General features: G+C 40.6%; 23 protein-coding genes and 1 rRNA gene. 2 read left to right on the top strand and 22 right to left on the bottom strand.

Annotated features, from left to right (window positions below; all coding sequences use genetic code 11):
• From N523_RS0109640 to mnmE, 18 genes are all read right to left on the bottom strand, one after another.
• Positions 1-74: ribosomal RNA gene (locus N523_RS0109640) — 16S ribosomal RNA — on the bottom strand; the annotation flags it as partial.
• Positions 75-699: 625 nt separating this feature from the next.
• Entirely contained in the window at positions 700-2,484 is a 1,785-nt protein-coding gene (locus N523_RS0109635) for a choice-of-anchor I family protein (RefSeq protein ID WP_028834893.1), read from the bottom strand.
• 143 nt (positions 2,485-2,627) lie between these two features.
• Positions 2,628-3,986 (bottom strand): bifunctional UDP-N-acetylglucosamine diphosphorylase/glucosamine-1-phosphate N-acetyltransferase GlmU, encoded by a 1,359-nt coding sequence (glmU, locus tag N523_RS0109630; RefSeq protein ID WP_028834894.1) that lies wholly within the window; start codon positions 3,984-3,986, stop codon positions 2,628-2,630.
• 298 nt (positions 3,987-4,284) lie between these two features.
• Positions 4,285-4,707 (bottom strand): F0F1 ATP synthase subunit epsilon, encoded by a 423-nt coding sequence (locus N523_RS0109625; protein WP_008464176.1) that lies wholly within the window; start codon positions 4,705-4,707, stop codon positions 4,285-4,287.
• A 13-nt stretch (positions 4,708-4,720) separates the two neighbouring features.
• Positions 4,721-6,106, bottom strand: a complete 1,386-nt coding sequence (gene atpD / locus N523_RS0109620; protein ID WP_008464175.1) for a F0F1 ATP synthase subunit beta — start codon at positions 6,104-6,106, stop codon at positions 4,721-4,723.
• 33 nt (positions 6,107-6,139) lie between these two features.
• On the bottom strand, positions 6,140-7,000 hold the full coding sequence (gene atpG, locus N523_RS0109615) for a F0F1 ATP synthase subunit gamma (protein ID WP_008464174.1): 861 nt from the start codon (positions 6,998-7,000) through the stop codon (positions 6,140-6,142).
• Positions 7,001-7,059: 59 nt separating this feature from the next.
• Complete coding sequence (gene atpA / locus N523_RS0109610) at positions 7,060-8,601, bottom strand: F0F1 ATP synthase subunit alpha (RefSeq protein ID WP_013466263.1); 1,542 nt, start codon at positions 8,599-8,601, stop codon at positions 7,060-7,062.
• 14 nt (positions 8,602-8,615) lie between these two features.
• Positions 8,616-9,149, bottom strand: coding sequence for a F0F1 ATP synthase subunit delta (atpH, locus tag N523_RS0109605; protein WP_016900009.1), 534 nt, complete (start codon positions 9,147-9,149; stop codon positions 8,616-8,618).
• Positions 9,150-9,165: 16 nt separating this feature from the next.
• A complete protein-coding gene (gene atpF, locus N523_RS0109600) occupies positions 9,166-9,636 on the bottom strand; it encodes a F0F1 ATP synthase subunit B (RefSeq protein ID WP_013466265.1) in 471 nt (156 codons plus the stop codon).
• A gap of 41 nt (positions 9,637-9,677) precedes the next feature.
• Complete coding sequence (gene atpE, locus N523_RS0109595; protein ID WP_008112128.1) at positions 9,678-9,920, bottom strand: F0F1 ATP synthase subunit C; 243 nt, start codon at positions 9,918-9,920, stop codon at positions 9,678-9,680.
• Between the two features lie 59 nt (positions 9,921-9,979).
• Positions 9,980-10,837, bottom strand: a complete 858-nt coding sequence (gene atpB, locus N523_RS0109590) for a F0F1 ATP synthase subunit A (protein ID WP_028834895.1) — start codon at positions 10,835-10,837, stop codon at positions 9,980-9,982.
• Positions 10,838-10,852: 15 nt separating this feature from the next.
• Positions 10,853-11,233, bottom strand: coding sequence for an ATP synthase subunit I (locus N523_RS0109585; protein ID WP_013466267.1), 381 nt, complete (start codon positions 11,231-11,233; stop codon positions 10,853-10,855).
• 142 nt (positions 11,234-11,375) lie between these two features.
• Positions 11,376-12,302, bottom strand: coding sequence for a ParB/RepB/Spo0J family partition protein (locus tag N523_RS0109580; RefSeq protein ID WP_016900011.1), 927 nt, complete (start codon positions 12,300-12,302; stop codon positions 11,376-11,378).
• 20 nt (positions 12,303-12,322) lie between these two features.
• On the bottom strand, positions 12,323-13,108 hold the full coding sequence (locus tag N523_RS0109575; RefSeq protein WP_008112117.1) for a ParA family protein: 786 nt from the start codon (positions 13,106-13,108) through the stop codon (positions 12,323-12,325).
• A 14-nt stretch (positions 13,109-13,122) separates the two neighbouring features.
• Entirely contained in the window at positions 13,123-13,743 is a 621-nt protein-coding gene (rsmG, locus tag N523_RS0109570) for a 16S rRNA (guanine(527)-N(7))-methyltransferase RsmG (protein WP_008464169.1), read from the bottom strand.
• 15 nt (positions 13,744-13,758) lie between these two features.
• Entirely contained in the window at positions 13,759-15,648 is a 1,890-nt protein-coding gene (gene mnmG, locus N523_RS0109565) for a tRNA uridine-5-carboxymethylaminomethyl(34) synthesis enzyme MnmG (protein WP_013466270.1), read from the bottom strand.
• Positions 15,649-16,076: 428 nt separating this feature from the next.
• Entirely contained in the window at positions 16,077-16,526 is a 450-nt protein-coding gene (locus N523_RS0109560; RefSeq protein WP_024601476.1) for a flavodoxin domain-containing protein, read from the bottom strand.
• Between the two features lie 961 nt (positions 16,527-17,487).
• A complete protein-coding gene (mnmE, locus tag N523_RS0109555; protein WP_028834896.1) occupies positions 17,488-18,852 on the bottom strand; it encodes a tRNA uridine-5-carboxymethylaminomethyl(34) synthesis GTPase MnmE in 1,365 nt (454 codons plus the stop codon).
• 205 nt (positions 18,853-19,057) lie between these two features.
• Here mnmE and N523_RS0109550 point away from each other — a divergent pair, with 205 nt between their 5' ends.
• Both N523_RS0109550 and N523_RS0109545 read left to right on the top strand, forming a co-directional pair.
• Positions 19,058-21,187, top strand: coding sequence for a TonB-dependent siderophore receptor (locus tag N523_RS0109550; RefSeq protein WP_028834897.1), 2,130 nt, complete (start codon positions 19,058-19,060; stop codon positions 21,185-21,187).
• Between the two features lie 9 nt (positions 21,188-21,196).
• Complete coding sequence (locus N523_RS0109545) at positions 21,197-22,405, top strand: PepSY-associated TM helix domain-containing protein (protein ID WP_028834898.1); 1,209 nt, start codon at positions 21,197-21,199, stop codon at positions 22,403-22,405.
• Between the two features lie 54 nt (positions 22,406-22,459).
• Here the strand turns inward: N523_RS0109545 and yidC are convergent, their stop codons facing one another.
• The 4 genes from yidC to rpmH form a co-directional block, all read right to left on the bottom strand.
• Entirely contained in the window at positions 22,460-24,094 is a 1,635-nt protein-coding gene (yidC, locus tag N523_RS0109540) for a membrane protein insertase YidC (protein WP_028834899.1), read from the bottom strand.
• Positions 24,095-24,102: 8 nt separating this feature from the next.
• Positions 24,103-24,378, bottom strand: a complete 276-nt coding sequence (gene yidD, locus N523_RS0109535; protein ID WP_008467044.1) for a membrane protein insertion efficiency factor YidD — start codon at positions 24,376-24,378, stop codon at positions 24,103-24,105.
• A gap of 126 nt (positions 24,379-24,504) precedes the next feature.
• Positions 24,505-24,930 (bottom strand): ribonuclease P protein component, encoded by a 426-nt coding sequence (gene rnpA / locus N523_RS0109530; RefSeq protein WP_008467046.1) that lies wholly within the window; start codon positions 24,928-24,930, stop codon positions 24,505-24,507.
• Between the two features lie 7 nt (positions 24,931-24,937).
• On the bottom strand, positions 24,938-25,072 hold the full coding sequence (gene rpmH, locus N523_RS0109525) for a 50S ribosomal protein L34 (protein WP_008112968.1): 135 nt from the start codon (positions 25,070-25,072) through the stop codon (positions 24,938-24,940).
• Positions 25,073-25,510: the final 438 nt, after the last annotated feature.

Here is a 25,510-nt window from a genome sequence, read left to right as displayed (position 1 = left end):
TGTTACCGCTCGACTTGCATGTGTTAGGCCTGCCGCCAGCGTTCAATCTGAGCCATGATCAAACTCTTCAATTAAAAAGTTTTATGTCTTTCGACAGCTCAATGAATTCTGAATTTATTTAATATCTTTCGATGTTGAATTGACTGTGCTGAATAATTACCGAAGTAACTATTCTGTTGGTCACTCAGCTTCTCTTTCGAGAAATCACATTGAGACTCTAAATTTGTTTGCCTTACTTAGTAAACTAAGCTTGGCTGTTAGAACTCAATCTGTACGAGTGCCCACACAGATGATTGCTTTATATTGTTAAAGAACGTTGCGATTAAAGCGCTAAACTTTATCTCGCTAGGGCTGCGCATATTACGCTTTCCTATTTTTTTGTCAACACTTAATTTTTAGTTTCTTTTAAAAGATTTAAAAGCTAAGTTTTACTCGACTCACTTACCGTTTGCTCAGCGCTTTTCATTGCTGCCTGTCGGGTCAGTGGATGCGCATTATAGGGATATTCTGGAGAGGGTCAATGCTTTATTTCAGTTTTATTAAATTAATTTCAATTTAGTACAATAACCATACAAACAAAGGGCTGCAGGGCTGTTTTTGATTAAAAAGCATTCACATAAGGCATGATTATTGAGAGGGGAGGAAGTAAAAGCGATTTATAGATAACCGCTACATCGCTTTTACTTAAAACTTTACTAATTACTGAGTTGTTATTTCCCATACGGCAATTGAGCCTGAGATTTCATTACCGATTATAAGCAGTGCTTCGTTTGTTGCACTTTGCGCTGCAGGAACAAATATCATTCCTTCAGGAGCAAGATCGCCACTTATATCTGCACTTGGTTCTAAACCACGATTATAAAAGTAGTCTTGAAATTTCACATCGTAAGGGTTGGTTATATCAAACACCATTATTGTGCCCATACGCTCTAAGCCAACAAAAGCAAATAACCTATCGCCAACCTCACCTAATGTTAGCGCTTCGGGTTCTGCCCCTTTATCATCTGAGCGTGTATCGCCTTTATTTTCATCTTCGTTATTATTGAATGCATTGCCATGAACAGAAGCGGTTACTCGTGCAATTTGATCGCCTGAGTCAAACACCACCAGCCCATTGCTATCCCAAATGGTAAATGACCGTGCGCCATAAGCATAAAGCGATTCGTATTGGCCGTCGTTATTTTTATCACCTTTTACTGTTGTAACTTTTAAACGACCAATGTCGTTATCATCGTTATTTAAGTAATCGAAGTTAGCTGCGAGAGCTAGATCTTCTGCGCGGCTTTCATCTATATATGCCAAACACCCATCTTTAGCGTCATAATCAAGGCCGCCCTGAGCGATGCAATCAGCTTCATCGCTGGCATCAAAAAAGTATTCGCGTGCATCACCCTCGTTGGCAGATACAATAAAGTTGGCTCCTTTCCAACTAAAACTTGCAATTGTATCTGGCTGATACATGCCATATAAACCAGGGTATGATTTAAAGTTAACACCGCCGTCTTTGTCTGAAGCGTCAAATTGTAAGTTTGACCAATCTTTAAAACCGAGTCCTTTTAGCTCAAGGGAATTATCTTCAAGGTTGATGATGGCTAGAGCGTTATTTTCTTGAATAGAGACATAAGCGTATTTATTATCCTTGGAAATGCTCACATATTCTGGCTCTAAATCCATCGCAACCGTGGTATTTATTAAATTACCATTAATAGTACGTCCAGTAGGATTGGCAAACACTAAGCCCTGCGCTTCTAATTCTGCTTGCTTATTATTGTAAGCTTGAAAGTTTATGCTCAAAGCGGTATCGGCAATAGTGCCGTTATTGATATCGATAATGCTAATTGTGCCTTCGGGGTCGATACTGTAGTCGCCATTAGGTTCACCTTCATTAGCAACCACTACTTTTGCACCATCATGGCTAAATGTCACCATGTCGGGTAGGGCACCTACAGTTACATTTTTAATAAATACTGGTGTATCTCCGCCAATATTGTAAAACGCTATTTGGCCAGCTTCGCCCACGCTTGTAGCAGCCATTGCTACCGCTAATAATTGGTTATTTGCATCGATAGCTATGCTGTTTGCATCACCAGGCGTATTTTCATTTAGTGAGAGCGTAATGGCAGAGGCTAAGTTGGTCGCGGTTACAATACCTTCGTTATCTTTTACTAATGCTGCAGTGTCGAACGTATCGGCAGGAATGATATTCACAACTGCCTCATCGCCAGAGCTATTAATGGCATAAATCCACTTTTTAGAGGCTTGGTAGGCGACTATTTCAGCTGTACCCTCTGGGCTTTGTGCATTGAGTACTGCGCGGCCAATAAGATTGATATTTAAAGCTGAATTTGCATTAGTGCCGTTTTCACCATTACTACCCGCTGTACCTTGTACACCCTGTGCGCCATTTTGGCCGTCATCACCATCAAGTGAGCAGCCAGTTAATAGTGATAGCAAAGAAAAGGCTATTATTGATTTGTTTAACATTATTGTTTTCCTTAGTGTTGTATTTGTTAAATATCAACACACAGGGATGACAACAGTATGGCATTTTTATTTATAGAATATTTAGACAATAAAAAAGCGAGTTATAAAACTCGCTTTAAATAATTAATAAGTAATGGCCATTACTATTTTTTAACTGGGCGTTTCCAGCCGTCTAAATTGCGTTGCTTGCCACGTGCCACGGCTAGCTGATCATCCGCTACGGTATTGGTAATAACAGAGCCCGCACCCACAGTTGCAGTAGCACCAATGTTTACAGGAGCAACCAGTGACGAGTTAGACCCTATAAAGGCGTTATCGCCAATAATGGTTTTCGCTTTATTCACGCCATCGTAGTTACAGGTAATCGTGCCTGCGCCAATGTTCACTTTTTCGCCAATTTCAGCATCACCTAAGTAACTTAAGTGATTTGCTTTAGAGCCTTTGCCTAAACGGGTTTTTTTCATTTCGACAAAGTTGCCAATGTGAGAGTCTTCTTCCATTATTGCACCTGGGCGAAGGCGGGCGTATGGACCGAGTGTACATTTAGCCGCAACTGATGCATCTTCAATCAATGTATTGGCTTTAATAACAACATTATCGCCTATGCTACAGTTTTTAAGTACGCAGTTAGGGCCAATTTGTACGTTATTACCAAGCGTTACATTACCTTCAAAAATAACGTTGATATCTATTAGGACATCTTCACCTGTTTTAACGTCGCCACGTACATCTATGCGAGCAGGGTCGGCAAGAGTTGCACCATTTAGCATCAGCTCTTCTGCTTGCCATGCTTGATAAGCACGCTCTAATCCTGCAAGTTGTACGCGGTTATTTGCACCTTCAACTTCCATCGGATGATCAGGCTGTGCTGATGTAATTTCCACCCCTTCACTATGCGCCATTGCAACTATATCTGTGAGGTAGTATTCGCCTTGAGCATTATTGTTAGATAGGTTACCTAACCATGTTTTTAAAAGCTTACCATTTACCGCCATAATGCCGGTGTTTACTTCGTTAATAAGTAACTGCTCTGCATTGGCATCTTTTTGTTCAACAATACCCACTAGCTTGCCATCAACACGTAGCATACGCCCATAACCATTTGGGTTTGCTAGATTAACGGTTAATACTGCTAAGCCATTTTTAGGTGTTGCTGCTAATAAACGTTCAAGTGTCGATTGCTTAGTTAAAGGTACGTCACCGTATAAAACCAGTACGGTATCGTCGTCGTTAATATGAGGGTTTGCTTGTGCCACTGCGTGGCCTGTACCTAGCTGCTCAGCTTGCAGCACCCAATTTACGTTATTATCGGCTAATTGTTGTTGTAATAGTTCGCCGCCATGACCATAAACTAAGTTAGTAGATGTCGCACCTAGCGCGTTGGCATTATCGATAACGTGTTGCACCATAGGTTTACCTGCCACTTTATGCAGTACCTTAGGAAGAGCAGAGCGCATACGAGTACCTTTACCCGCTGCAAGAATAACCGTTGTTAAAGACATTAAAACAATTTCCTTTTTCCGTTGTTTTAGCTTAATAGAATAAGTGTGCTGCATAGTAGATTACGTAAGTCACATCATGTGCAAATACTCAGTAGGCTAAGCAATGACTACTGAATCTTAACTTAAGCAAAGTAACACCTAATAGAATAGGGTTATTGTAGCGAGGATCGCGTGCAGATATAAGTAATAATGATGAGATATTAGCCATAACGATCAATTTATTTACAGATAGGCTGAAGTAGTTAGTTAGTGGCACAAAAAAGCCCACATAAAGTGGGCTTTTAAAAACCAGATAGGCTTACTTTTTACGTAATTGCTGAATAATGCGTAGCTGAGCAATTGCTTCAGCTAGTTGCATTGCTGCTTGATTGTAATCAAGTTCAGCAGATGCGCCTTTTGCCATTTGGGCTTCAGCGTCACGCTTAGCTTGCTCTGCAGCTTTTTCGTCTAGGTCTTCACCACGAACAGCTGTATCAGCAAGTACGGTCACTATGTTCGGTTGAACTTCTAGTGTACCGCCAGCAATATAGATGAGTTCTTCTTCACCAAATTGCTTAACTAAACGTACCATACCAGGTTTAAGGGCAGTTAGTAGTGGGGCGTGACCGGCGTTAACACCTAACTCACCTTCACTACCAGATACTTGAATAGATTCTACTAAACCAGAAAATAATTTCTCTTCAGCACTTACTACATCAAGATGTACAGTCATAGCTGCCATACTACCCTCCTAATTACATGCTTTTGGCTTTTTCTTGAGCTTCTTCGATAGAGCCAACCATGTAGAACGCTTGCTCTGGCATATCATCAAACTCACCGTTTAAGATACCTTTGAAGCCTGCAATTGTGTCTTTAAGTGAAACGTATTTACCTGGCGCACCTGTAAATACCTCTGCCACGAAGAATGGCTGAGATAGGAAACGCTGGATTTTACGTGCACGAGATACAAGTTGCTTATCTTCGTCAGAAAGCTCGTCCATACCTAGAATCGCGATGATGTCTTTAAGCTCTTTGTAACGCTGAAGAACTGTTTGAACGCCGCGCGCTATACCGTAGTGCTCTTCACCGATTACTTGTGGATCAAGCTGACGTGAAGATGAATCAAGAGGGTCTACCGCTGGGTAGATACCTAGTGATGCGATATCACGTGAAAGTACCACTGTTGCATCTAAGTGAGCAAACGTTGTTGCTGGAGATGGATCCGTTAAATCATCCGCAGGTACGTATACCGCTTGGATTGAAGTAATTGAACCAGTCTTAGTAGATGCGATACGCTCTTGAAGTACACCCATTTCTTCAGCAAGTGTAGGCTGGTAACCTACCGCTGATGGCATACGACCAAGAAGTGCTGATACTTCTGTACCCGCAAGTGTGTAACGGTAGATGTTATCTACGAAGAAAAGTACGTCGCGACCTTCGTCACGGAACTTCTCAGCCATAGTAAGACCTGTTAACGCTACGCGTAAACGGTTACCTGGTGGCTCGTTCATCTGACCGTATACAAGCGATACTTTATCAAGTACGTTTGAATCGTTCATTTCATGGTAGAAATCGTTACCCTCACGAGTACGCTCACCAACACCTGCGAATACTGAGTAGCCGCTGTGCTCGATTGCGATGTTACGGATAAGTTCCATCATGTTTACGGTTTTACCAACACCGGCACCACCGAATAAACCAACTTTACCACCTTTAGCGAATGGACATACAAGGTCGATTACCTTGATACCCGTTTCTAAAAGTTCTACTGAGCTTGATTGCTCTTCGTAAGTAGGTGCTGCACGGTGGATAGACATACGCTCGTCTTCACCGATTGGACCTGCTTCATCAATTGGCTCACCAAGTACATTCATGATACGACCTAGGGTCTTAGTACCAACTGGAACTTGAATTGCTTCGCCTGTGTTTGCTACTGCAGCACCACGACGTAAACCGTCTGTAGTACCTAGTGCGATAGTACGTACCACACCGCCACCTAGCTGCTGTTGAACTTCTAAAGTCAAACCAGCTAAATCGCCATCTGTTACTTTTAGCGCGTCATATACGGCTGGCACGCTGTCTTGTGGAAATTCGATATCCACAACGGCGCCGATAATTTGGACGACCTTACCTAAACTCATGTCTATTCCTCTCGTTAATCTTTGCCTGAAGCATTAAACTGCTGCTGAACCAGAACAAATCTCACTAATTTCTTGTGTGATTGCTGCTTGGCGAGCTTTGTTATATACAAGCTGTAACTCATCCATAAGGTCACCGGCATTATCAGTTGCAGCTTTCATTGCAACCATGCGGGCAGCCTGTTCAGAGGCAGCGTTTTCAACTACACCTTGGTATACCTGAGACTCAATGAAACGTACTAACAAAGACTCTAAAATAGCCTCTGGGTTTGGTTCATATAAGTAATCCCACGCATGTGTAGATACTTCTTCTTCAGCTTTTGGCAAAGGGAGTAACTGATCTACTATTGGCTCTTGCTTCATGGTATTAACAAAGTTGTTATATACCAGGAATAAACGGTCAATTTTACCTTCAGAGAATGCATCTAGCATTATTTTTACTGGACCAATTACGTCCTGTACTGAAGGCTTATCTCCAAGACCTGCTTTTTTAGCAAGTACTTGACCACCAAAACGTTGAAAGAAGCCAGCTGCTTTACTACCTAAAGTAGCAAAATCAGCATCTACGCCTTTTTCTTTCCACGCTTTAATCTCTAATGCGACTTTTTTAAACTCGTTTGAGTTTAAACCGCCACACAGACCGCGGTCAGTAGAGATAACAATATAACCAACTCGTTTTACTTCACGTTCTTCTAAGAACGGGTGAGTAAAATCAAGATTTGCTTGAGCAACACGACCAATCACTTTACGTAATTTTTCAGCGTATGGACGGCTTGAAGCCACTCGTTCTTGCGCCTTTTTCATTTTAGACGCAGCAACCATTTCCATTGCGCTAGTGATCTTTTGAGTATTTTTAATACTGCCGATCTTGCTTTTAATCTCTTTTCCGCTGGCCATGACTCTCTCTCCGAATCAAGGTGTGCTTTAAGATATAAAGCACACCATTAATAACTAAATTACCAAGTTTGCGTAGACTTGAACTTCTCTAGAAGTTCTTTAAGCTGCGCTTCGATCTCGGCGTTGTAGTTACCAGTTTCATTGATTTGAGCCATAAGCTCTGCGTATGTGCTATTTGCGTAAGAAAGTAAAGCCGCTTCGAAATCCATAATTTTAGCGATTTCGATGTCTTTTAAGTAACCTTTCTCAGCTGCGAATAACGACAAAGACATTTCAGCAACAGACATTGGCGCGTACTGTTTCTGCTTCATTAGCTCTGTTACACGCTCACCATGCTCAAGTTGAGCACGAGTAGCATCATCAAGGTCAGACGCGAACTGCGAGAACGCAGCTAATTCACGGTACTGAGCTAGGGCTAGACGGATACCGCCACCTAGTTTCTTAACGATTTTAGTTTGTGCAGCACCACCAACACGCGATACCGAGATACCAGCATTTACTGCCGGACGGATACCTGAGTTGAATAAGTCAGTTTCTAAGAAGATCTGACCATCGGTGATAGAGATAACGTTTGTCGGTACGAACGCAGAAACGTCGCCGCCTTGAGTTTCAATGATAGGCAATGCCGTCAATGAACCTGTTTTACCTTTCACTTCACCGTTAGTGAATTTTTCAACGTAATCAGTGTTTACACGTGATGCACGCTCTAAAAGACGCGAGTGAAGGTAGAATACGTCACCTGGGTATGCTTCACGGCCTGGTGGACGCTTAAGTAGCAATGAGATTTGACGGTAAGCAACAGCTTGCTTAGATAAATCATCATATACGATTAATGCGTTTTCACCACGGTCACGGAAGTATTCACCCATAGTACAGCCCGAGAACGGTGCTAAGTACTGAAGTGCCGCAGATTCAGAAGCAGATGCTACAACTACGATAGTATTTGCAAGTGCACCGTGCTCTTCTAATTTACGTACTACGTTAGCAATAGTAGATGCTTTTTGACCAACCGCTACGTACACACACTTAACGCCTGTGTCTTTTTGGTTGATGATTGCATCGATTGCTAGTGCAGTTTTACCTGTTTGGCGGTCACCGATAACAAGCTCACGTTGACCACGACCAACTGGAATCATTGCATCGATAGATTTGTAACCAGTTTGCACTGGCTCATCTACTGATTGACGCTCGATTACACCTGGTGCAATTTTTTCTACAGGTTCAAAACCGTCGTTATCTAAAGCGCCTTTACCATCGATAGGAGCACCTAGTGTGTTAACAACACGACCAAGTAGACCCGCACCAACAGGCACTTCTAAGATACGACCAGTTGTGTATACTTTTACGCCTTCTGTAAGGTCAGCGTAAGGACCCATTACTACTGCACCAATTGAGTCGCGCTCAAGGTTTAGTGCGATAGCATAACGGTTGCCAGGAAGCTCAATCATCTCACCTTGCATACAGTCAGCTAGACCGTGGATGCGAATGATACCGTCAGTAACAGATACAATTGTACCTTCGTTACGAGCTTCACTTACAACTTCGAACTTCTCAATACGTTGTTTGATCAGATCTGAAATTTCAGTGGAATTAAGTTGCATGCTCTTTTTCCCAATTACGATTGTAGTGTTGTGGCTAAGCGATTTAATTTACCGCGTAAAGAGCCGTCAATTACAGTGTCACCCGCCTTGATAATAAGGCCGCCAACAACTGTAGCGTCTTCACTACAATTCAGCTTAACTTTGCGTGCGAAACGTTTTTCAAGTGCCGCTACCAATGATTCTTGCTGCGCTGCAGCAAGAGGCGTTGCCGAAATCACGTCAATATCGATTTCTTTGTCATAGTCTGCTTTTAAAGCAGAAAATAAATGAGCAACTTCAGGTAGTGCAATCAAACGTCCATTTTCAGCCATCACCTTAACTAGGTTCTGACCTTGTTCGTTGAGCTGCTCACCACATAAGTTAATAAATAACTCAGCTTGTGCAGTAGCAGTAGGCAATCCAGCTAAAATGGTTGATGCCTGTTCATTGCTGGCAACGTGGCCAGCAAAGAACAACATGTCATTCCAACTTTCAATGGTGCCTTTTTCAACGGCAAGTTCAAAAGCCGCTTTAGCGTATGGGCGAGCGATAGTAGTCAATTCAGACATGCTCATACCCTCCTAATTACAGCTCAGCGACAAGTTTTTCAACGATGTCACTATGTGCGGCTTGATTGATTTCGCGCTCTAAAATTCTTTCTGCGCCAACCACAGCCAGAGTTGCTACTTTCTTACGTAGCTCTTCTGTCACACGGTTACGCTCTGATTCAATTTCAGAGTGCCCTTGAGCAATAATTTTTTCACGCTCTTGCTGACCACGAACAGTTTCTTCGTCAACAATTAGCACGGCACGCTTTTTAGCTTGTTCAATGATATCAGCCGCTTGAGCCTTTGCATCTTTAAGCTGTTCTGCAGCTTTGTGTTGCGCAAGTTCTAAGTCTTTTTCGGCTCTATCAGAGGCAGCTAAACCATCTTCGATTTTCTTCTGGCGAGCTTCAATTGCACCGTTTAGTGGTGGCCATACGTATTTCATACAAAATAATACGAACACCGTAAACGCAATTAATTCACCGATAAGAGTGGCGTTTAAGTTCACAACCGCTCCTCCTTAAATAGTAAGCTGTTCAAAAAATAAAATTAAAGTACGAACAACAATACCATCGCGATACCAACACCAATCATTGCTACAGCATCGATTAGACCAGCAAGGATAAACATTTTAACTTGTAGCGATGGTGCAAGCTCAGGTTGACGCGCACATGCTTCAAGGAATTTACCGCCCATGTTACCAAAACCGATTGCTGTGCCGATTGCACCGAAACCGATAAGTAAAGCTACTGCGATGTATTTTAAGCCGTTTAATAATTCTAAAGCTTCCATTTATTTCTCCAAAGTTTCAATTGTAATTAAAAGTAAAAGTAAAATTGTAAATATAGTAATTAGTGATTATCTGAACTTGCCATGCTTAGGTATACGATTGTAAGCATCATGAATACGAATGCTTGCAATACAATTACCAAGATATGGAATACAGCCCACACAAAGTGCAACGGTAGTTGCATTAAACCTATTGCACCGATAAGGATGAAGATTAATTCACCTGCATATAAGTTACCGAACAAACGCAGAGCCAGTGAAAACGGCTTAGAAACCAATGCGATAAGTTCTAGTAATAGGTTGAATGGGATTAAAAGAATCTGCAAAGCTGTATTGTTTGAACTAAACGGATGAAGTGTTAGTTCTTTAATAAAACCGCCGATACCCTTTATTTTTATTGAGTAACCAATCATTAGAATAAACACGCCCAGCGCAAGTGCTGCTGTCATGTTGATATCAGTGGTTGGTACAATTTTCATGTATACGTCGTGTGAATCCATACCAAACGCAGTTTCGCCAACAAAGCCGGCAAATGCTGGTAGGAAGTCAACTGGGATTAAATCCATTAAGTTCATTAAGAATATCCACACGAATATAGTTAATGCTAATGGTGCAATTAGCTTACTTTTACCGTGGAAGGTATCGCGTACGTTGTCGCCAACGAACTCAACAACCATTTCAATGAAACACTGAAATTTTCCAGGTACACCCAGAGTTGATTTTTTTGCGGCACTACGGAAGATCCATAAAAATATTAGACCTAGTCCGATAGACCATGCGAGGGTATCTACATGCCATGTCCAGAAGCCACTATCCGTACATGCTTTATTGAAGGCAAGACCAGCGTCGGTCGAGCACATCTTAGCATTGGTTAAGTGGTGCTGAATATGGCTAGATAGAGTAACTTCTTCTGCAGCCATGTTATATCCCAAAAGTTAATGTTTAAAAAAAACGGGTGTAAACAATCCTGTAAACAACACCAACACATAAGCACAAAAGAAAGGTAATAAAACTACCGGATAAAGCTTTAGCATTAGTGCAAACAAAACGATTGTTAGCATAAATTTTAATCCATTGCCGCGTTTCAACGAGGCATACGCTTGATTTGCTCGACTTGCACCCATATATCTGAATGCATAAAGCGCAAATACAAAGTTAGGAAGTACTGCGACAGCGCCACCAGCTAATGCTGAAAGTGCGGCATTGGTTTCCCAACCTATAAAAATTATTAGTGCAGCTAAAAGGGCTACAAATCCCTGAAGGCAAATTAATTTTAATGCGGCAAGCCTATACGGGCCTGCTAACTTATTAGTCACTTTTAATTAACCTTTATGACGCTCTAATTGTCAGGGTATGAAAACTGGCGAAATTATACTTAATCCTGCCAGTTTTGCAACTTGAGTAGGTGCTTTGTAACACAAAATCGCTGTAAATGTCCCTTTTTAGACATCCAATGAATTAATGGTGGGAATAGTCTTGATTGATACGGTTTAAAATACCGTCTAACTCGTCAAGATTAGTGTAAGAAATAACCAACTTCCCTTTGCCTTTTTTGTTGTAATTTATTTCTACTTTTGCCCCTAGGTTATCAGCAAGTTGTTGCTCTAACTGTTTAACATCTGGGTCTTTTTCTATTACTTCTTTTGCTGGAGCAGGCTCTAAAATAGAGCGCACTAGCTTTTCAGTTTCGCGAACGGTCAATGCTTTTGCAACAGCTAAACGGGCTGCATCTGATTGCACTTCACCTTCAAGTGCTAATAAGCAACGAGCGTGACCCATTTCAATGTCACCATGCTCTAACAATATCTTTACATCGTTATTAAGATTATTTAAGCGTAATAAGTTAGTCACGGTCGTACGCGATTTACCAACTGCATCCGCCACTTGTTGATGCGTTAACTCAAACTCATTAAGCAAGCGATTAAGCGCTATCGCTTCTTCCATGGCGTTTAAGTCTTCACGCTGAATATTTTCAATTAGGGCAATAGCAACGGCCGCTTCATCGGGTACATCTTTAATAATACACGGTACAAACTCAAGCTTGGCAATTTGAGCAGCGCGCCAACGACGTTCACCAGCAATAATTTCATAACTGTTATGCGCAACTGGGCGCACAACAATCGGTTGAATTATCCCTTGTGAACGAATTGAACTGGCGAGTTCTTCAAGTGCCTCTTCAGACATGTCTTTACGAGGTTGGTATTTCCCTGAGTGTAAAAACTCGATGGGTAGTTTTTGTAATTCACTGTTGCTAGGCTGTGCCGCATTTTCAACTGCGTTTGTTACATTGGCGCTGTCGTGTTCCTTGCTTTCGCTTGGTGCAGGTTTAGATGAACTTAAAAGTGCATCGAGTCCTCGGCCTAAACCTCGTTTTTTAGCAGACATGTTATTTTTTTACCTCAAAGTTAGGCGACAACGGGAGTTGTTTTTTCTTTTCTGCGTAGCATTTCACCCGCGAGAGCTAAATACGCTTTCGCACCACTTGATGCTCGATCGTAGTACATTGCCGGTGCGCCAAAACTTGGGGCTTCTGCAAGTCGAACATTACGTGGGATCACCGTACGGTATACTTTATCGCCAAAATGTTGTTTTAATTGTTCTGATACATCATTTGCTAATCGATTACGCGGATCGTACATAGTACGAAGTATGCCTTCAATCTGTAAGTTAGGATTAACTAACTTAGCAAGTTGCGTAATCGTGTCCATTAATGCGGTTAATCCTTCCAATGCATAATATTCACATTGCATAGGGACTAAAATAGAATCGGCAGCGGCCATGGCATTAACGGTTAACATATTTAAAGAAGGTGGGCAGTCTATAAAAATAAACTCGTACTGATCCTGAATTTTTTCAAGTGCATTGCGTAAGCGTACTTCGCGAGCAAATAATTCCATCAATTTAACTTCTGCAGCGGTCACATCGCCGTTTGCAGCAATCATATGATACTCGCCTGAGGTTTCTTTAATAATCACCTCATCAATAGGCTTATCTTCTATGAGTAAATCATAGATAGTAGGGACGTCACCATATTTGTCGACGCCACTGCCCATGGTCGCATTGCCTTGCGGATCGAGATCTATTAACAGCACTTTACGTTTCGTTGCAGCCATAGATGCAGCGAGATTAACGGCAGTGGTCGTTTTACCTACTCCGCCTTTTTGATTTGCTAATGCGATGACTTTTGCCACAGTGTCTCTGATCCCTAGTCTTTAGAAAGAATTATTAAATGTCGTTGTGCATCTAAATCGGGTACTTCTAATGCAATTTTTTGCTCAAACTTAACACCAGCAGGGAGTGAGTCTAATTCCTCACTTGGAAATACCCCTTTAAGTGCAATGAACTTACCTGAATGATCGATTAAGTGCGAACACCAGTCAATCATATCTTGTAACGATGCAAATGCACGACTTAGTACGCCATCTAATTTAACACTTGGTTGATATTCTTCAACTCTTGACTGCACAGGGGTCACATTATCAAGGCCAAGCTCATGTTTAACATGCATTAAAAAACGTACACGTTTACCTAAACTATCTAATAATACAAACTGCGTATCGGGTAAGGCAATAGCTAACACTATGCCCGGTAAACCAGGACCTGTGCCAACATCAATATAATGATGACCGGTCAAGTGAGGCGCAACAACTAAGCTATCCATTATATGTTTAACCATCATTTCTTGAGGTAAACGTACTGAGGTTAAATTATAGGCTTTATTCCACTTATCGAGTAATTCGACATAGCGAACAAGTTGTTGCTGTTGTTTTTGTGTTAGCGCAATATCAGTTTGCGCTAACAAAGTTGTTAATTGTTGCTGTAACACAATGTACCTTTACCGTTACGCAGTTTTGCGCAACAAGCCTTGCTTCTTCAGATACACTAATAATAGCGAAATCGCCGCTGGGGTGATACCAGAAATACGCGAAGCTTGACCAATAGTGTCTGGACGAGCATCAATTAGCTTAGCAACAACCTCATTTGATAAACCAGAGACGGTTTTATAATCAAACTCTTTTGGTAAAATAGTTTCCTCATGACGAAGTTGCTTATTGATCTCATCTTGCTGGCGTGCAATGTAACCTGCGTACTTAGTATGAATTTCAACCTGCTCTAAGGCGGCCTTATTGGTAAACTCAGATCCGAGTCCTTCAATGGCCATCAAGTCGTTATAACGCACTTCAGGTCGGCGTAATAATTCTTCTAAGCTGGCTTCACGCACAAGTGGCGTTTTTAGTAATTCATTTACTTGATCAACAACCGCATGATCTTTATGGATCCAGGTATCTTTAATACGCTGTTTCTCTTTAGCGATCACTTCCATTTTTTCGTTGAATGCTTGCCAACGTTCATCGTTAACTAAACCTAATTCACGGCCTTTTTCAGTTAAACGTATATCAGCGTTGTCTTCACGTAGTAACAAACGGTATTCAGCACGGCTAGTAAACATGCGGTACGGTTCTTTTGTACCCAGTGTTGCTAGGTCGTCAATTAGTACGCCAACATAGGCTTCATCACGACGTGGCGTCCACGATTCTTTGCCTTGTACTTGTAAGGCTGCATTCATACCTGCGATCAGACCTTGTGCGCCCGCTTCTTCGTAACCGGTCGTACCATTAATCTGACCAGCAAAAAATAAACCATCAATAAATTTAGTTTCTAATGATTGTTTTAAGTCGCGCGGATCAAAAAAGTCATACTCAATTGCATAGCCAGGACGACAGATATGTGCATTTTCAAATCCGGTGATCGACTGCACAATTTCTAACTGCACATCGAACGGTAAGCTGGTTGAAATACCGTTAGGATATAACTCGTATGACGTTAAGCCTTCTGGCTCTACAAATATCTGGTGCTTATCTTTATCAGCAAAACGGACAATTTTATCTTCAATAGACGGACAGTAACGTGGGCCTATTCCTTCGATAACACCTGAGTACATAGGTGAGCGATGTAAGTTTTTGCGAATAACATCATGTGTTTTTTCATTGGTGTAAGTGATGTAACACGGAATTTGTTGTGGGTGGTCACTTTGTTTACCCATAAATGAGAATACCGGTGTTGGTGCATCACCTGGTTGTTCTTGCATTTTAGAAAAATCAACAGTGCGTGCATCAATACGTGGTGGTGTGCCTGTTTTTAAACGATCCACTCTAAATGGAAGTTCGCGTAAACGATCAGCCAATGCAATTGAAGGTGGATCGCCTGCACGGCCACCTTTAAAGTTTTCAAGACCGATATGAATTTGGCCACCTAAGAATGTGCCTACGGTTAGTACTACACTAGGAGCACTGAAACGCAGACCCATTTGGGTAACGACACCTGTTACACGGTTGTTTTCAACGATAAGATCATCACATGATTGTTGAAAAATCTTTAAGTTTTCTTGGTTTTGAAGTGTGTTCTGAATAGCCGCTTTGTACAAAGCACGATCCGCTTGAGCACGAGTAGCTCGTACAGCAGGGCCTTTAGAAGAATTAAGCGTACGGAATTGGATCCCGCCTTTGTCAATAGCCTGAGCCATTGCGCCACCAAGGGCATCAATTTCTTTAACTAAGTGGCCTTTGCCAATGCCACCAATCGCTGGGTTACAAGACATTTGACCAAGGGTATCCATATTGTGAGTCAGCAGCAGGGTATTCATCCCCATACGGGCAGCTGCCAATGCGGCTTCAGTGCCAGCATGTCCACCACCTACTACGATAACGTCAAAATTTTCGTGAAAAATCATTAATGGGATCCTACTTAAATCAAACCAGTAAACTTCAAAAGGGAGCGTATTCTACCTAGAAATTAGCAGAAGATAAATGATTAAACAGTGCTCAAGATCTAAGTAAGTGATCTCTAATAATATAAAGGATCTTTTAAAGAGATCTTTTAATACTATTACTACTACTGATCAGCTTTTCTGTTGATAAGCTTTAGATCATGATTAAAAACATATAATTAGATCGGATCTAAAGGTGTTAATATGATCGGATCTTCAGGCAAATAAGCTCTGATCAAAACAGGCTGTTATGCACAGGCCGATCAAGTCTCGATCTTATCCCATGGATAAGCATGGTTAAAAAAGCAGTTTAATCAGTGTTTATCCACAAAATATTTTAAATTATTAGTAAATTGTGGGTAACTTTATTTATAACTTTTTACTTGATCTTTCTATTTTAGACCTGTTTTTGCTATCCACGAGTCTAACCAAGCTAAGGCCGTATCTTCTGGAAGTGCTTCATCAAGAATATTCAGTTCTAACCGCGGTGCTAATTGTATCGCGCCTTTTTGGCTTAAAAGCGTATCTATATTACGCCCTGCAAGGTTATACGTGTCATAACTGGTATCACCTAAAGCGATGACCGTGTACTTTAAGTGCGATAAATCATCAACTTGAGATAACTCATCAACAAAGTTAATAAGGTTTTCTGGGTAATCACCCGCACCATAGGTTGATGTACAAATTAACCAAATGGTATTTTGCTGATCTATTTCACTAAATTCAGGTTGATCATGTAGTTGGGTATTAATACCTTGGCTATTAAGCGCATCGCTTAGTTGCTCGGCAACGTATTCTGCGGATCCCATTTGACTACCAACGATAAGATTTACTGAACTCATGAATATTTGTGATCACTATTAGTTTTAATTGCCGCCTATGATAGCCCAGTGAGTATAACAGTAAAGTTAAGAGTGCTATTTTGTATAACTATTTTTGTACTTATTTAAGCCTTCACTTAAATGTACTGCTTAACTACTTGATAATTAAGGGTTTAACAAAACATCTTTAAATGTAATCTTCTGATCAAGTTGTTGATAAGGTTGGGGAAAGCTCTGCTTAACTATCAATTAAAGTTGCAGTTTTATTGCTAAGTCATTGATTTTATATTTAGTATTTGCCACCAGCGATTGAAAATAAACGTATAGATGCTTGTTGATCTTAATGTGGATATAAAGCTTGTTGATAACCTTAAATTGGGATCGAAAATAATTTTAAAAAATGATCTATTTAGTCAGATCAGGCTAAATAACCATTATTATTTTTTATAAACAGCCCTTTTTTAATTAAATACAGCTTATTTCCCCATTTTAAAGACGTTTAATTCCTCGCTGAAGCAAAAAAACACGCAATTGTGGATAACTGATCTGCAAAAAAATAAATTTGAGTGATCTAAAGTGAATATTTAACTGAATTTTGCTGGTGGTGTAGACGAACAAAACGTATTTTTTAGTTACGTTTTGTTTTTATGACTTGATAATTCCCCCTATTCAAACATGGATAACCAATGCTATAGCTTCAGTTTTAGAGTGTTTAATAAGCATAACTACAGCTATTTTGTTCTATAAATGAAAACGTTCTAGCCGCTATTAGCTGTGATTATTAGCGTTGTTACATTTTTTATGTACATTATTAAAGGCGAATTGAGGCTGATATAAGTGCAGCTTAAACTGTATTTGTAGTCTGTTTGGTTTTTAAAGTGGATTATTAAAGCACAGCTAGGTGAGTTGTTATTGTAAGATTGGGCATTAAAAAGGGCGCCTAAGCGCCCTTAATAAATTATATCGTTACTTATTAATTCGACTATTTACCGATACAGAACGAGCTAAATATTTTGCCAAGTAGATCATCTGAGGTAAATTCACCAGTTATTTCGTTAAGATACTGCTGCGTTAAACGCAGTTCTTCAGCCAAAATTTCACCGGCAACATGCATTTCTAATTGTGTTTTACCGGTATCTAAGTGGTAGGCTGCATGCTCAAGGGCATCTAAGTGACGACGACGCGCCATAAAGCCACCCTCTGTGGCCCCATCAAAACCAATACAGGCTTTTAAGTGCTCACGCACTAGTTCTATGCCGTCAGCATTCTTAGCGCTTAAACTGATGACCGGATATTGTTGCTCTTGATCCATACCGACTATATCACCTGATAAATCGGCTTTGTTTCTGATCACGGTCACGCCCATACCTTGGGGTAACTTAGCCATAAATTCTGGCCAAATAGCATGAGGGTCGGTATCGGCTGTATCTGTACCATCAAGCATAAATAACACGCGATCGGCTTGGTTTATTTCATCCCATGCACGCTCAATACCTATTTGTTCAACGCGATCTGGGCTTTCACGCAGGCCTGCGGTGTCGATTATATGTAGTGGCATACCATCTATATGTATGTGCTCACGAAGTACATCGCGGGTGGTGCCGGCTATTTCAGTTACGATTGCCGCTTCTCGTCCTGCTAATGCATTAAGTAAGCTTGATTTACCTGCATTAGGACGACCTGCAATAACGACACGCATACCTTCGCGCATTATGCTACCTTGTTTGGCTTGATTGGTAACCGCATTAAGTTGCTCAATAATGGCATTCAAATCACCGCCGACTTTTCCGTCTGATAAAAAATCGATTTCTTCGTCAGGAAAATCAATAGCTGCTTCTACATACATACGTAAGTGAATGACTTTTTCTACTAAGGTTTCTATGTGCTTAGAGAATTGGCCTTGAAGTGACTGTAGGGCGCTTTTAGCCGCTTGCTCACTGGTTGCATTAATTAAATCTGCAATAGCTTCAGCTTGAGTTAAATCAAGCTTGTCGTTCATGAACGCACGCTCAGAGAATTCACCAGGCTTTGCTAAACGTACACCGTCTATTTTACTTATTTCTTTAAGTAGCATATCAAGGACAACAGGGCCACCATGGCCTTGAAGTTCGAGTACGTCTTCACCGGTAAATGAGTGTGGGCCGGCAAAGTAAATTGCAATACCTTGGTCAAGCTGATCCCCTGCAAGGTTATTAAAAGGCACGTAGTCGGCAAAGCGAACTTTAGGTATTTTGCCTACTATTTTCTCAGCGACTTGCTTTGCTAGGCTGCCTGAAACACGAATAATACCAACCCCACCACGTCCTGGTGCGGTTGCTTGTGCTGCGATAGTGTCTTGATTAATCATGCGTTTGAAATTGCCAATATGAAAGTGAATGCTGGTTTGTATTGTAACCTATGGCTTTATTTCATGCGAATAGCTGTATGTAAAAATGCGTCAGCAGATACATTTTAAGCATTTCATTATTTAGTTTTAATTAATAACCAGTTATTGAAAATGATAACTATATTCATTAGCATATGCGTATTATTTTTCTACGTACTTAAACTTTATGCGCTATTCTCCAGTTTTATTGGCTGTTCTAGTCAGTTTTTCAGGTTCTTCACTAGCTGAAAATCAAAATATTGAAAATGAAATAGAAACTATTGATGTTGTTGGCCGTGCTTTTTCTTTATACAGACCAACAGAATCCAGTTTTGGGACTCGCACAAATACCCCAATTGAGAAAATCCCGCAGTCCATTCAAATTCTTCCCCAAGCGTTAATTAACGATCAGGCTGCACGTCAAATTACCGATTTATATAGCAATATTGCAGGGGTTAACGCATTTAGTTATTCCGGGGTGACGTTTCGTGGTTTTCGCCAAGATGAGATCTTATACGATGGTGTAAAAGGCGACCCATTTAATGGTTTTGCTGTCCCACAGTTATTTAATATTGAACAAGTTGCCGTATTAAAAGGCCCTGCGGGCGCTATTTATGGTAGCGGAAACCCTGGCGGCATTATTAATTATGTAACTAAAAAGCCAAAGTTTACCGATGAGCACAGCATTGAAGTTGAAGTAGGTAATGATGACTTTTTCAGTGGGGCAATACAAAGTACTGGTACGCTAAGTGAATCGCTCGATAACCATGCTTACCGTGTTGGTTTATATCGTGATTCAGAAAATCCCTTTCGTACTAATACCAGTAGCGATAACACCATTGTTGATCTTGGTTATACTTGGTTAATTAATAGTGCGACAGAGCTGACTACGCAATACACTTTTATTGAGCAAGAGTTAGGTGGTGCACGTTTACGCGGTGTACCCGCTGATGATAATGGCCAATTTATTACAGATATTAGCTGGAATCATAATGAAGCGACTGACTTTCAAAATGTTGAAGCTCATGTTTATCAAGCTACTTTAAAGCACGATATTAATGATATTTGGCGAACGGATATTACGGCTCGTTATTTCGATAATAAAGAAGTGCAAAACTATCATGAACCGAAAGGACTCGATGATACAGATGGCGATGGTGTGCTTGATTGGAGTGATCGAGAGTTTCGTGATCAAGTTCGTGAGAATGAAGGTTTTAGTTTAACGGCTAATGCGGTTGCGGAGTTTGTATTGGCTGATATGCAACATCAAGTATTACTGGGTAGTGATTGGTATGAGCATAGCTTTGAAAGTGTTTATCGTACGGCAAAGCAACAGAGTCAAGGTGGGCCTGTATCCGGGCTTGATCTTTACAACCCTGAGTATGGTCTTACAGCGGCTGATGATTATAATTTAGATAGCATTACACCACGGTTAGGTCGAACGAATAGCACTCGTTTTGGTGCTTATGTTCAAGATCAGCTCGATATTACCACTAATTGGAGTATCACCGCAGGGTTAAGATATGATCGCTTTGAAGATAAAGACGAGTTAAATCAAACTGAGTTTTCAGATAGTGATGTGACTTATCGTGTGGGTACAACTTACAACATTAACGATACTTTCTACCCCTATGCTTTATACGGTACGGGCTTTGTTCCACAAAGTGCAAGTGATCAAGAAACGGCAAAGGGTGGGCCATTTTCTCCAGAAACAAGCCGTATCAATGAAGTTGGTTTAAAAAGTAAACTGCTTGATGATAGCTTGGCAGTTAATTTGGCTGCTTACAATATTGTTCGTGAAAATATCCTCCAAGCAAGCTTATTAGGTGATGTGGCTGGCGATGGTGTTGACGACCTAGTGGCTGTAGGTGAAGTAGAAAGTAAAGGATTTGAAATTGAAGTGGTTGGTGATATTACCGAGCGATGGGTTGTGACCGCTAACTATGCCTATAATGATACCCGTATCACTAAAGCGAATGAAAGCATTCGTAATCAAATCCCTGATAGTGATAAGTTTGCTAATGCCCCACAAAATACAGTGGGCATTTGGACACGCTACGAGCTTCCTCGCTTATCTTCCTCTATTTCTGCCGGTTTAGACTATGTTGACGAACAGCTAAGCTTAGGTGGTCAACAAGTTAAGCCTTACACTATTTATAATATGGCATGGCAAACCACAGTAGATAATTGGCAGTGGCAATTGTCGGTTAAAAATTTGTTTGATAAAGAATATGCTAGTAGTGGCTTTATTGAACGTACAGGGCACTTCCCAGGTGAACCTCGCCGTATTTATCTTAGTGCTAAATACAGCTTTTAAAGGTGGCGTGTGAACGCTAAACAATGGTTTAATCTGCATTCATGGGCAGGGCTCTTTGTTGGTGTCCTGCTTTTTGTTGTTTGTTTATCTGGTACACTTGCGACGTTAAGTCATGAAATTGAATACCTGACAGACAGTAAGTATCGTGCGTTAACGTCCTCTTCAATCACCAACTATCAAGCCATTGAAAATACCCTCAACAAGCATTATTCAGGTGCACAAGTGTTGTATCTTCAGCGCCATAAGCAAGAGTACTTGGCTTTGGAAGTTGCACTAAAAATAGATGACGCATTTCGGTTTATTTATTTAGATGCAGCCACAGGGCATGTGTTAGGTGAGGGTGAATGGGCACGTGCTTCACGGTTTTTACGTAACTGGCACATGTATTTATCCATGGGCTGGATAGGTAAGCTAATTGTTACAAGCTTAAGTATTTTATTGGTTATTCTGCTGGTTTCGAGTTTTTATGTGTATCGTCGCTGGTGGCAGGGCTTTTTTAAAAAGCCTGCCCAGCTGGTTTTAGATAAACGTAATGGCTGGTCTGATTGGCATAAGTTTCTTGGGTTATGGAGTATGTGGTTTATGGCTATCATAGCCATAACAGGTCTGTGGTACCTTATTGAACATGGTTTGCAAACAGCGAAAATAAAGCATTATATTGCACCACCAGTCGCTGTTAGTGAATTTAAAAAACAAACACCCACTGTTAATGCAAAACCAATAAGCTTAACTCAGGCTTATAACGCTGCTCAGCAGGCATTTCCGACGCTTGATATTCGCTATATACGTTATGGTAATAAAAAGAATCAACCTATTGAAGTACGTGGTTATAACGATGATATTTTACTTCGCTTACGCGCTAATCGCGTGTATTTAAAGCCAACGACAGGCACAGTATTAGCAGTACAAAAAGGAGAGGATTTACCGCTTATTCCTCGTATTAAAGATACTGCCGATCCTTTGCATTTTGGTAACTTTGCAGGCCTCGGCACTAAACTTATTTGGGCGCTATTCGGCAGTTTTATGAGTTTTGTTAGTGCTGTTGGCATATATATGAGTTGGCTCAGAGTGAGGCGTAAAAAAACTGTTTTTGAGTGGTTAGGCATATCAGGTTACGTGGCGATAGGTTTAGCTATTTTCTCTCTGACAATAACGGGTGTGAACTTTAGTGAGCGCAGTGTACCAAAGTCGCTTTATTCGCCTATTCTTAGTGAGTAAATTTCAGATATTAAAAAAGGCGACCTAGGTCGCCTTTTTTGTAGGTAAGGGGAGTTAGCCCCTTACTTTAATACCTTTCTTTTCCATGCCACGGTAGATGATTAACATCTGGACAATAGAGATAAGGTTAGACACTAACCAGTAAAGTACTAAACCAGATGGGAACCATAAGAAGAACACAGAGAAGATAACCGGCATAAAGGTCATCATTTTTTGCTGCATTGGATCGGTAATCGTCATAGGTTGTAGTTTTTGCGTTATAAACATACTCGCACCAAATAAGATTGGTAATACGTAGTATGGGTCTTTCGCAGAAAGGTCAGTTAGCCAAAGTACAAATTCAGCGTGACGAAGTTCTGTAGACTCTAAGAATACATAGAACAAGGCTAAGAAGATTGGCATTTGTAGTAAAATAGGGAAACAGCCACCCATAGGGTTTACTTTTTCTTTACGGTACATTTCCATGGTCGCTTGGCCGAATTTTTGACGATCATCGCCATACTTTTCTTTTAGCGCTTTCATCTTAGGCTGTAATGCACGCATTTTAGCCATTGAGGTGTATTGTGCTTTAGTCAGTGGGTACATTAATGATTTAACGATAATAGTGATGGCTATAATTGCTACACCCCAGTTACCTAAAATGCTGTGTAACCATTTTAATAGTACAAATAACGGCTGAGAGATAAACCATAACCAACCGTAATCAACGGTTAAGTCTAGGTCAGTGTGAATCGCTTCAAGTTTATCTGACTCTTTAGGGCCCATGTAATAAGTTGCAGTAAGTACTTGCTCACTACCAGCTTGAACATTTACCGCTTCGTCTTTAACACCAATAATAGCTGCGTTACTTTTAGTGATTAAACTATAAAGTGTATTCGCTTGATCTTGCATTGGTACCCAAGCACTTACAAAGTAATGCTGAATAAATGCAACGTAACCACCTTGGGTATTAATGTTTAGGTTTTTATCGGCCATATCTGAAAAACTATACTTTTCGTATGGTTCCTCATCTGTACCGTATGCAGCCCCTAAATAGTTTTGATCAACCATGCTGCCTTTTTCTTGTACGGTACGCTTTATTTGTGTGTAAAGCTGTACTTGTACAGGCGCGCTGGTGGTGTTGTTAACTTTATATTCTAAGCCAACATCATACTGACCCTTTTTGAATACATAAGTCTTAGTAAAGCTTACACCGTTGCTGTCGGTAAATTGCAGTGGAACGCGAAGCTCATCACCTGTTAAGGTGTAAGAGGTTTGCTCTGATTGGTAAGTAGGACGACCATTTGCAGATGCATCTGGGCCATTTAAACCTATTAAACCACTTTGTGAAAAGTATTGTTTACCATCAAACTCACCAAGTAGCATGTAAGGAACATCACTGCCTTTGGTTTCTTTATAATTAATTAAGTCTGTTTCAACAATGTCACCGCCTTTGGTGTCAATTTTAACTTTGAACACGTCAGTTGTAATATCAATGACTGAGCGTTTAGCTAAAGTAGTTGAAGCAGGTAAACCAGAGTCTGATGAAGCTGGAACATAATCATCTGATTCCGGTGAGTTTGCTTTTAGTGTTTGTGTAGTGGCACTAGGATCGGCTTTTGGCGTGTTGTAGTCATTATTCCATTCTTGAAATAATAAAAACGACACTAGCATTAGGCCGATGAATAAAAACGTGCGTTGCGATTCCATAACAGCTCTTATTTCTCGTGTTGGTGGTTAATACGGGTTAATTTTTCAGGAACGGGGTCGTCTCCACCTGAATGTAAAGGATGGCATTTTAATATGCGTTTAACTGCGAGCCAACTGCCTTTTACTGCACCATGCAAATTAATTGCTTGAATAGCGTAGCTAGAACAGGTTGGATTAAAACGACAATGCGGACCCAATAGCGGGCTAATCCACTTTTGATAACCGCGGATAAATAAAACTAAACAACGTGTTGGTAACGCAGCAAGTGGTTTAAGTAACCTCATGTTGTACATGCCCCTACGTTATGTTTAGTGAATAGATACCATGTATTTAAAGACTTACTTTAAGATTTTAAACGCATGATTAAAAGGTGAGCTAAAGATACCTTAATTAACCCTGTAATTCTATTGCTATTGAGTTTGTTTAGTCGATTTAGCTGATTTGTTTGGGCGTTTTTTAAATGGTGGCGGTTTAGGGGCACCGGGTTTGCAGCGTTCATTAATTTTACGCCACAACTTTGTTAGTTGTTTGGTTAATTCTTCATTGGACTGTTCATCAATGCCACTTTTTACCATCAACACAATATCTATATTATCGAGAGTATGTTGGTTTAAACGAAAACTTTCGCGAGCAAGACGTTTAATACGGTTTCGTTGACATGCCTTTTTTACACGTTTTTTAGCAACAGTAAGGCCTAACCTAGGTTTTGACTGGTCACTTGGTTTTGCTAATAAAGTAAAGAAAGGAGTTGCAGCCCGAGCGGGTTCATTAAATATGCGAGAGTAATGCGAGGGAGTTAACAGACGTAACTCCCTGCCAAAGCTAAAGTCTTCCACTTATAAATTAAGCAGAAAGAACTTTGCGGCCTTTAGCACGGCGACGAGCTAATACTTTACGGCCATTTACAGTTGCCATACGAGCACGGAAACCGTGTGTACGTTTGCGTTTTAAAACGCTAGGTTGAAAAGTTCTTTTCATAACAATCTCATCCGATCGGTTAAAGTTAAAACATCCTATGCAGGTCGCGATCCTGGCACAGGTGCCATTGCGAGCGCGAGATATTATAGATGAAGTGACGAAAAGTCAATCATAATAGAGCGCGTAAAGCATGTTTATTTATGATCAATTTTCATGATCCGATAGGATCATCATAAATAAGAAGTTTTCCACAGCCCCTGTATAAAAAGTGAATAAAAGCATGGGAAAAGTAAATTAGATCATAAATTATAGTCGCGATCTGCTGCCAGTTTTGTTATGATCTCTAATCAGGCTTTAAAATAAAAAGCTATTTAAATCAGTCTGTTATTATATTTATACATCGATATCAACAATTTTATAAAAATCAATCTTTTACTTGTGGATAAAGTGCATTCATAATAGTCGGTCTTGGGCTGCTTATTGAGCCATTTAAACGCA

Source organism: Pseudoalteromonas sp. 23_GOM-1509m (assembly GCF_000518425.1).
In the GTDB taxonomy this organism is placed as follows: domain Bacteria; phylum Pseudomonadota; class Gammaproteobacteria; order Enterobacterales; family Alteromonadaceae; genus Pseudoalteromonas; species Pseudoalteromonas tetraodonis.
The sequence above is the reverse complement of the archived record's forward strand: the minus strand, read 5'-3'. Positions and strand labels throughout refer to the sequence as shown.

Bases quoted from the DNA above. Each gene is read 5' to 3' on its own strand.
- N523_RS0109550 (WP_028834897.1), top strand. From the start codon at position 19,058: ATGCGCTATTCTCCAGTTTTATTGGCTGTTCTAGTCAGTTTTTCAGGT.
- atpB (WP_028834895.1), bottom strand. From the start codon at position 10,837: ATGGCTGCAGAAGAAGTTACTCTATCTAGCCATATTCAGCACCACTTA.
- atpD (WP_008464175.1), bottom strand. From the start codon at position 6,106: ATGAGTTTAGGTAAGGTCGTCCAAATTATCGGCGCCGTTGTGGATATC.
- atpH (WP_016900009.1), bottom strand. From the start codon at position 9,149: ATGTCTGAATTGACTACTATCGCTCGCCCATACGCTAAAGCGGCTTTT.
- N523_RS0109580 (WP_016900011.1), bottom strand. From the start codon at position 12,302: ATGTCTGCTAAAAAACGAGGTTTAGGCCGAGGACTCGATGCACTTTTA.
- N523_RS0109560 (WP_024601476.1), bottom strand. From the start codon at position 16,526: ATGAGTTCAGTAAATCTTATCGTTGGTAGTCAAATGGGATCCGCAGAA.
- mnmG (WP_013466270.1), bottom strand. From the start codon at position 15,648: ATGATTTTTCACGAAAATTTTGACGTTATCGTAGTAGGTGGTGGACAT.
- rpmH (WP_008112968.1), bottom strand. From the start codon at position 25,072: ATGAAAAGAACTTTTCAACCTAGCGTTTTAAAACGCAAACGTACACAC.
- glmU (WP_028834894.1), bottom strand. From the start codon at position 3,986: ATGTCTTTAACAACGGTTATTCTTGCAGCGGGTAAAGGTACTCGTATG.
- yidD (WP_008467044.1), bottom strand. From the start codon at position 24,378: ATGAGGTTACTTAAACCACTTGCTGCGTTACCAACACGTTGTTTAGTT.
- N523_RS0109635 (WP_028834893.1), bottom strand. From the start codon at position 2,484: ATGTTAAACAAATCAATAATAGCCTTTTCTTTGCTATCACTATTAACT.
- atpE (WP_008112128.1), bottom strand. From the start codon at position 9,920: ATGGAAGCTTTAGAATTATTAAACGGCTTAAAATACATCGCAGTAGCT.
- mnmE (WP_028834896.1), bottom strand. From the start codon at position 18,852: ATGATTAATCAAGACACTATCGCAGCACAAGCAACCGCACCAGGACGT.
- atpA (WP_013466263.1), bottom strand. From the start codon at position 8,601: ATGCAACTTAATTCCACTGAAATTTCAGATCTGATCAAACAACGTATT.
- yidC (WP_028834899.1), bottom strand. From the start codon at position 24,094: ATGGAATCGCAACGCACGTTTTTATTCATCGGCCTAATGCTAGTGTCG.
- N523_RS0109625 (WP_008464176.1), bottom strand. From the start codon at position 4,707: ATGGCAGCTATGACTGTACATCTTGATGTAGTAAGTGCTGAAGAGAAA.
- atpG (WP_008464174.1), bottom strand. From the start codon at position 7,000: ATGGCCAGCGGAAAAGAGATTAAAAGCAAGATCGGCAGTATTAAAAAT.